Annotated in this window: 8 protein-coding genes and 1 pseudogene; 7 read left to right on the top strand and 2 right to left on the bottom strand. The window is 70.8% G+C overall.

Translation table 11 applies throughout. The annotated features are described in order from the left end of the window. Positions 1-172: pseudogene (locus tag FV217_RS21630) on the top strand (MltA domain-containing protein); the annotation flags it as partial. Between the two features lie 10 nt (positions 173-182). Then, on the top strand, positions 183-449 hold the full coding sequence (locus FV217_RS23105) for a hypothetical protein (protein ID WP_187272668.1): 267 nt from the start codon (positions 183-185) through the stop codon (positions 447-449). On the opposite strand, the gene FV217_RS21620 is transcribed toward FV217_RS23105, so the two are convergent. Next, entirely contained in the window at positions 450-887 is a 438-nt protein-coding gene (locus tag FV217_RS21620; protein WP_147820569.1) for a PilZ domain-containing protein, read from the bottom strand. It abuts the gene before it with no gap. Here FV217_RS21620 and FV217_RS21615 point away from each other — a divergent pair. After that, entirely contained in the window at positions 868-1,212 is a 345-nt protein-coding gene (locus FV217_RS21615; protein WP_147820567.1) for a hypothetical protein, read from the top strand. The genes FV217_RS21620 and FV217_RS21615 overlap by 20 nt on opposite strands. A 231-nt stretch (positions 1,213-1,443) precedes the next feature. Then, positions 1,444-1,614, top strand: a complete 171-nt coding sequence (locus FV217_RS23100) for a hypothetical protein (RefSeq protein ID WP_187272667.1) — start codon at positions 1,444-1,446, stop codon at positions 1,612-1,614. A 97-nt stretch (positions 1,615-1,711) separates the two neighbouring features. Here FV217_RS23100 and FV217_RS21610 read toward each other — a convergent pair whose 3' ends face one another. After that, positions 1,712-2,608 carry a metallophosphoesterase gene (locus FV217_RS21610; protein WP_147820566.1) on the bottom strand — a complete coding sequence of 299 codons (897 nt, stop codon included), beginning with the start codon at positions 2,606-2,608 and terminating at the stop codon, positions 1,712-1,714. 271 nt (positions 2,609-2,879) lie between these two features. Between FV217_RS21610 and FV217_RS21605 the strand changes: the two genes are divergently transcribed. The 3 genes from FV217_RS21605 to FV217_RS21595 all read left to right on the top strand — a co-directional run. After that, positions 2,880-3,602, top strand: coding sequence for a lysophospholipid acyltransferase family protein (locus FV217_RS21605; RefSeq protein WP_147820564.1), 723 nt, complete (start codon positions 2,880-2,882; stop codon positions 3,600-3,602). Between the two features lie 280 nt (positions 3,603-3,882). Beyond that, complete coding sequence (locus FV217_RS21600; RefSeq protein ID WP_147820562.1) at positions 3,883-5,187, top strand: 3-deoxy-D-manno-octulosonic acid transferase; 1,305 nt, start codon at positions 3,883-3,885, stop codon at positions 5,185-5,187. Further along, a partial coding sequence (locus FV217_RS21595; RefSeq protein WP_187272666.1) for a tetraacyldisaccharide 4'-kinase occupies positions 5,188-5,576 on the top strand: 389 nt, incomplete at its 3' end. It lies immediately after the preceding gene.

The raw sequence follows: 5,576 nt of genomic DNA, 5'->3' as shown, positions 1-5,576 counted from the left end.
GCCCTATCCCGATCGCGCCGCGATCGAGGACGGCGCGCTCGGCGACCGGGCCAAGCCTCTGCTCTGGCTGCGCGATCCGGTCGACCTGTTCGTGCTGCAGGTGCAGGGATCGGGACGCGTGAGTCGCCGGGATCGGAAATGCCGGCCTCTCCGGCATGGCGCTCGCATCCAATGAGACGGCAGTGAGACCGGTCAGCCTCCTGCCCCCCGAGGCCGATCCCCGCGATCACCTGCGCGCACTGTTCTCGGCCTCGGCCCAGGGCGCCTCGGAGCCGGCCCGGCGCGACACGCCGATCCGTCTTGCCGCGATCCAGGCGCGGCCGGATACCGCGCCGGACGACATCTTCGCCGTCGAGGCCGTCGCGACCCGCTTCTCCACGCGCAGCCCCGGCGACGAACTCGCCGCCTCGCATTTTTCCGGGCCGGCCGTCGCGCGCGTCCGAAACTGATCAGCGCGGCGAGAACCGGCTAATCCGTCTTCCCCGCACAATGTAGCTTTCGGCCGGCTTGGCCGGGGCTTTCGGCTCCTCGGGTGCGGGAGCCGGCGGCGGAGCCTTTCCGAACCGCTCGATCCGCACGCCGGCGCAGTGGCCGCTGCGCCAGACCAGCCTGACGCGGAGCAAGAAGGCGTAGCCGACCACCTTCAGCTGGAACGCGTCGGGCAGTACGACCGTGTCCGGCAGGCCCAGCCGAGCGCCGGATTTCGAGACGTCCTTCACGGTGCAGGGGATCTCGGTCCCGTCGCGCAACAGGATCAGGCCGATCCAGTTCGTCGGTGTCCGCGCTTCGCTGCGCCGTTCGAGCACGATCGTGTCGGCGGCCGCGGACGAGCCGGTGCCCGCCCCGCCGGACGTCCCGAGAGACCTGATGAGCGCCTCTCCCGGCATGATGAACCCGATCGCCTCCGCAAGCCCCCAGGTTCTCACCGAGAGCTTGATGTCTTCTCTATTCGTCCATGCAAATGGCGGCGGGCGACATCGAAATCTGTTTTCCCGAAATGCGAAGAACGCCCGACGGGGAAGTTCGGCGAACAGCGCCGCCTCCGTCGCGAATCGATCTCAGGCACTAAAAGCCACCGGAACGGCTTCGGAGACGGCCGATCCGCCGTCCCGCCGCCGTTTTGCACGGTTCGGCTCGCTGCACGGCACAACCCGCTGGGTCGGACACCCGAAGCACGAGTTCCCGGCGAAGGCGATCCAAGCACTCACCTGATCTGCGCGATCCCGTCGATACTTACGTAGTTCGGTCACGAGGCGACCTGTCATCGCCCTCCGCCTTCTTGCGGAGACGGCGACCGGCCACCCCGATCGCCCTCCCGCGATGCAGCGACGAATGTGGGCGGCGGCGGGGCAACGGGCTCTTGCCGGTGGGGGCGGCCCGGCTAACATGGCGTCATCCAGTCGCGTCCAAACACCATAACCCTGGGGGCAGGGAGCCAAGCGCATGCAGGAAGCGATTCGCGTGAAACCCACGCAGGACGGCACCTACACGGTCTATCGCGGCACCATGGCGTTGGTGGCAGGCCTGACCCGCCTGCAGGCGGAAAGGTACGAGGCCAGCATCGCCGCCCGCCAGCAGGCGGCTCGCAACGGCCGCCTCGCCCAATTCGGCTGAGCAGGTCTTCCTCGATCACAGACCGTGCTCGATCGCAGGCCTTGCTCGATCGACGACTCAGGCGCGAATCCCCAGGATTCTCGCCTTTTCCATGCCGTCAGGCGCGCGTCAGCACGAGCGATCCGAGCGCGCCGATGGTGCCCTCCTCGGTGAGGCCACGCTCCGTCGCCGTGATCGCGAAGCGGCCGCCGTCGCGCGCGATGTCGAAGAGGTAATAGGCGGCCCGGTGGTTCTCGCGAATGCTCTGTGCGGAGGCCGAGGGCGCGCCGACGATCGGCACCGCACCGTTCGGCCCCTCGACGAAGGCGACGCTGCCGACGTGGTTGTGCCCGTGCAGGATCAGGTCCGCACCGGCCCGGGCGATCATTGCGGTGAAGGCCGCCGCGTCCTTCAACTCGCGACCCGAACGCGCGCCGCCGGGATGGGGCGGATGGTGGATCATCACCACTCGGAAGGGCGGCTCGGGCTCGGCCGCGAGATCGCACAGCAGGCGCTCCGCCGCCGCGATCTGGGGCGGCCCGACTCGGCCCGTAGCCGCGAAGGGCTTCGTCGGGATCGCCGAGGACAGGCCGACCAGGGCGAGCGGGCCGCGGCGGCGCAGATATGGGAACACGCCGGCCAAGCCGTTGTCGTCCCCGGTCCAGGCGCCGCAGGTGCCGAGCAGGCCTTCGAGCGAGCCGCGCACGTAGGCGTCGTGGTTGCCCGGCACGAAGCTGACCCGGTCGGCCGCGCCGAGGGCTTCGAGGAAGATCCGCGAGGTCGCCCACTCGTCCGGCAGGCCGATGTTGCAGAGGTCGCCGGTGCAGGCGACGTGGTCGCTGCCCTGCAGGTGCAGGTCGGCGACCAGCGCCGCCAGCAGGTCCATGTCGTGGTGCCGGCCGCGGCCGCGCCGCCAGTTGACGTAGCCGGTGGCGCGCTTGCTGAGGAGCTGGCGCAGCTTGGGCCGGGGCAGCGGTCCAACATGCGGATCGGTGATGTGAGCGAGACGGAACATCGGCGTGGGGTCTGGCCGCGGCGGTGAGCGGGAAGCAGGCCACCCCGCATGTGCGTCAGCGGCGCCCGAGGTCAACCGGCGCGTTTCTCGGCCGCCGAGGTTGCGCGGCAATCTTAACTGGCGTTACAGAACCGCGGCCCGCCGCGATTCCCTGTCGCGTGACCTCCGTGGCGGTCACGTCCCCGCGTCGCGGGACTGGAAGCTGAGCCGGTCCGCACCGGTGCCTCGCGAAAAAGCGCCATCACGAAGAGCGGGAGACCGCCCCCGGCACATGGGCCTCATCAAGACCATCGGCCGCAAGCCGCTCGTGCAGAAGGGGCTCGGCCTCGCCGCCTACGGCTATCTGAACCTCGTCCGGCGCACCAACCGCTTCACCACGGTGCCGGCCGACGCGAACGCGCTGCTCGACGCGACGGGCCCGTGCATCGCCGCGATGTGGCACGGCCAGCACATCATGATCTCGTTCATGAAGCGGCCGCAGGATCGCATCGCGACCATCATCTCCAAGTCCCCCGACGGCAACATCAACACGTATTCCCTGGAGCGGATGGGCGTTCGCGTCATGCGCGCCTCCGGCGCCCGCGGTCGCGCCGTGCGCGACGCCAAGGCGAAGGGCGGCGCCGAAGGCCTGCGCGCCATGGTCCGCGCCCTTAAGAACGGCGAGACCGTCTGCTTCTCCGCCGACGTGCCGAAGGTCTCGCGGGTCTGCGATGCCGGCATCATCATGCTCGCGCGCTTCTCCGGCCGCCCGATCCTGCCCGTCGCGGTGGTGACGAGCCGGCACATCCGCTTCAACAGCTGGGACCGCGCCTGCCTCGGGCTGCCCTTCGGCCGCGGCGCCATGGTGTTTGGCGAGCCGATCTTCGTGCCGCGCGAGGTCGAGCCCGAGTTCGTCGACAGCCTGCGCCTGAAGGTCCAGACCGAACTGAACCGCGTTCACGACCAGGCCTACACGCTGGTCGGACGTGAGGACCGGGTCGGGAATCCGGCATGACTCCGATGGACGCGAGCTACGACTTCGTCGGTTGCCAGCTATCGGTAGGCGCGCACCGCCGCCCAGACCGCTCCCGGCTGATGGCGTCGGTGCCACCACCTCCCCTTCCCCGGACGGGTGGAGCGTCAGCGGAACCCGATCCGGGGCCCAGCACACGACGTCGCGAAGCGTCGGCACCTCAGCGCCGTTCGTATCGAGCCGCTGGCGCGGCCCTTTTCGCGCTGGCTCCCGGATCACCTTGCGCTTCGCTGCAGGCGTCCGGGAAAAGTGGGGCGGAGGCATGAGGGTTTCGGCGCTCCCCATCACGCTGAAGGCCTACCGCGCCGGGCTCTACCTCGGCGAGCCTGCCGTCGCCGGCCTGCTCGCCTGGCGCTCTCATCGCGGCAAGGAGGATCCCGGCCGCCTGCCCGAGCGGCGCGGCCGTCCCGGCCGGGCGCGGCCGACGGGCAAGCTCGTCTGGATGCACGGAGCCAGCATCGGCGAGTCACTCTCGCTGATCGGGCTGGTCTCCGGCATGATCGCGCGCGGTTTTTCCGTGCTCGTGACCACGGGCACCAAGAGCGCCGCCGAACTGCTCAGCACGCGGTTGCCGGCCGGCGCCGTCCACCAGTACATGCCGCTCGATGCGCCGCGCTGGATCGAGCGCTTCCTCGACCATTGGCAGCCCGACCTCGCCCTCGTCGCCGAATCCGAGATCTGGCCCAACACCGTGATCTCGCTGCACCGGCGCGCGGTGCCGCTGATCGTGGTCAACGGCCGGATGTCGGAGCGCTCGTTCAAGGGCTGGGCGCGCTCGCCCCGCACCGCCGAGGCCTTGCTCTCCCGGATCTCGATCTGCCTCGTCCAGACCAAGGACGATGCCGAGCGCTATGCCCGCCTCGGCGCACCGCGCGTGAAGGTGGTCGGAAACCTCAAATACGATTCCGCCGTGCCGCCGGCCGACGCGCAGCAGCTCGCCTATCTCGGCGACATGGTCGGCGACCGGCCGGTCTGGGTCGCGGCCAGCACGCATCCCGGCGAGGACGCGGTGGTGGCCGAGGCCCATGCCCTGCTGAAAGACAGGCTGCCGAACCTCCTCACCGTGATCGTGCCGCGCCATCCACGCCGCGGCGAGGCGGTCGCCGCCTGCGCCGCCGCCCTGGGTCTGCGCACCAGCCGCCGCTCCATGAACGGCAGGCCGCATCCGCAAGTCGATCTCTACGTCGCCGACACCCTCGGCGAACTCGGCCTGTTCTACCGGCTCAGCCCCCTCGTCTTCCTCGGCGGCTCGCTGGTGCCCCATGGCGGCCAGAACCCGATCGAGCCGGTGCGCCTCGACACGGCGGTCCTGCACGGCCCCCATGTCGGCAACTTCCTGGAGCCGTACCGTGCGCTCGATACCGCCGGGGGGGCGCTGACCGTCACCGATGCCCGCGATCTCGCAGCCGCGGTGGGCGACCTGCTGGCCGACCATCGCCGCATCGACGCCATGGCCGAGCGCGGACATGCGGCGCTGGAGCCGTTCGAGGGCGCGGTCGCGCGCACGCTCGCCGTGCTCGACACCTTCGTCGCGCAGCTGACGCTCGCCGCCCGGTCGCCGGCCTAAATGCGCGCGCCCGGCTTCTGGTCAGGCCCGGCCTCGCATCCCCTGGCGCGGGCCCTCGCGCCCGTCGGCGCGGCCTACGGACGCCTGACGGCGCGGCGCATGGACGGGTTGGGCGAGCGCACGGCCTGTCCGGTGCTCTGCGTCGGCAACCTGACGCTCGGCGGCGCCGGCAAGACGCCCACCGCAATCCGCATCGCCGCGCTGCTGCAGGAGGCCGGGGCGCGGCCGGCTTTCCTGACGCGCGGCTATGGCGGGCGGGAGCGTGGCCCCCTCCTCGTCGATCCCGAACGACATGACTCCGAGAAAATCGGCGACGAGCCGTTGCTGCTGGCGCGGGTCGCGCCGACGGTGGTGGCGCGCGAGCGCCCGGCCGGTGCCCGGCTCTGCGC

The organism is Methylobacterium sp. WL9 (assembly GCF_008040035.1).
Taxonomy (GTDB): domain Bacteria; phylum Pseudomonadota; class Alphaproteobacteria; order Rhizobiales; family Beijerinckiaceae; genus Methylobacterium; species Methylobacterium thuringiense.
This window is presented reverse-complemented; position numbering and strand designations above follow the sequence as displayed.